At 40.6% G+C, this 1836-nt stretch carries 1 protein-coding gene and 2 pseudogenes; 1 reads left to right on the forward strand and 2 read right to left on the reverse strand.

Annotation, left to right across the window (positions count from 1 at the left end):
- Positions 1-252 (reverse strand): annotated as a pseudogene (locus tag BGP78_RS22505) (IS110 family transposase); the annotation flags it as partial.
- A 190-nt stretch (positions 253-442) separates the two neighbouring features.
- Between BGP78_RS22505 and BGP78_RS22510 the strand changes: the two are divergent.
- Positions 443-1417, forward strand: coding sequence for a transposase (locus tag BGP78_RS22510; RefSeq protein WP_119863497.1), 975 nt, complete (start codon positions 443-445; stop codon positions 1415-1417).
- 214 nt (positions 1418-1631) lie between these two features.
- Here BGP78_RS22510 and BGP78_RS22515 read toward each other — a convergent pair.
- Positions 1632-1836: pseudogene (locus tag BGP78_RS22515) on the reverse strand (transposase); the annotation flags it as partial.

Below are 1836 nucleotides of genomic sequence, written 5' to 3' on the forward strand. Positions count from 1 at the left end.
ATGAGATAGTTCGTTGTCGAGTCGGCCCAATCGTGCAGTTCGCTCGTTTATAGTTTGAATAAACTCTTGTAAAACGATTTGTTGTGCAGGGTGTGGCAATACCAGTTCGGTGAGCCAACGTAAGTGTTTGAGAGACCAGTTTGCTGTGCCTGCATAGTTAATATTATTACGAAGTAACAGCGCTTTTAGTTGGTATTTGGCATCTTTTAAATCCTTCATGGCGACTTCTCGAGCACGAGATAAATCACGAATTAGCATTTTAGAAGACACCCAACGTAAATCTTATATATGTATCCAGTTTTGGGCTTAAAACGGCGATCACAGAGTAAGCAATTACTCTGTGATTTTTTAATGAATTTACACTGACACCCACCCAAAATTGACAGTTTTTCATTCATTGCCTATCTTTTAGATTCAGCTTGAAATATAGGCGCTTTCACTCATGGCTACAGCACGTAAAAGACAAGTGAGTTTAACGGATACCAAATACTACCATTGTATTTCACGGTGTGTTCGTCGTGCGTATTTGTGTGGTGAAGATAAAGTAACAGGGCAATCGTATGAACACAGAAGAGGATGGATAGAGGATAAACTGCTGGAACTTGCCAAAGTATTTTGTATTGATGTGTGTGCGTATGCGGTGATGAGTAATCATACTCACACTGTACTTTATGTAGATGATATAAAAGCTAAAAGACTGAGTGATAAAGCGGTTATTATCAGGTGGCATAAGCTGTTTAAAGGTACCATACTGTCTCACAAGTACCTTCAAGGTGAGCGATTAGATTTAGCGCAGCAATACTTTTTAAATAAAGACATTGAACAATTTAGAGAACGTTTAGCAAGTATCAGCTGGTTTATGCGGGTACTGAATGAAAGCATTGCGCGAAAAGCGAATAAAGAAGATAACTGTACGGGTCGATTTTGGGAAGGGCGCTTTAAATCACAAGCTTTACTTGATGAAGCTGCATTGGCAGCGTGTATGGCGTATGTTGATTTAAACCCAATTAGAGCAAAAATGGCAGAAAAACCCGAAACCTCAGACTACACCAGTGTAAAAACTCGTTGTGAACATGCCAAAGAAGGCAAGCAACCGAAACACTTAGCACGTTTTGCAGGTAGCCCCCGAAAGCACATGCCCAAAGGTTTATCGTTTGAATTAAAGTCCTACTTAGAACTGGTAGAATTAACTGGTCGATGTATGCGAGCAGATAAGCGAGGCCACATCAGCCCAGTTAACTCCCCGATTTTAGAAAGACTAAACATCGCCCCAGAAAACTGGCTAAAACTCACTACACAATTTACCAAAGTATTTCACGGCGCAGTAGGACGACCTCAAAAGCTTGATAATTATTGTGCGAGTCTAGAAATAAAACGGCGGGCTAATTACAAGCAATGTGAAAAGTTACTGGCTTAATTTTTATACCATCAAGATAATTTCTATATAACCAATACACCACAGCTTGGCTGGGTTAGCGATGCCTTTTGGATGCGTATAAGTTCAGTTTTTTCTATTTTTGAGCTTATAGCGCATATAGGTAATTCGATTTTACTAACTAAGCGATATTTCAGGTTGAACATTGCCAGCTTATTGATTTTAATTTTTTGAGTGGATGTCACTGTTTCTCGTCTTTAGTAATTGCGCCAATATGCCTTTTACCACCGCTTGAGTGTTCACTTGGTACAAGGCCAAGGTAACTCATGAGTTTACGCGGATGGTCGAAGCGGGTTAAATCGCCAAGCTCAGCCACAACGCCAGCGGCGACAAGTAAGCGAACGCCGCGCATGGCTTGAATGGCTTTAACAACGGGGTAATAACGCCATTGATAAACATGA

This window comes from Pseudoalteromonas sp. MSK9-3, from assembly GCF_003590335.1.
Taxonomy (GTDB): Bacteria; Pseudomonadota; Gammaproteobacteria; order Enterobacterales; family Alteromonadaceae; genus Pseudoalteromonas.

Excerpts from the sequence above, each read along its gene's own strand:
- BGP78_RS22510 (WP_119863497.1), top strand. The coding sequence starts at position 443 with ATGGCTACAGCACGTAAAAGACAAGTGAGTTTAACGGATACCAAATAC.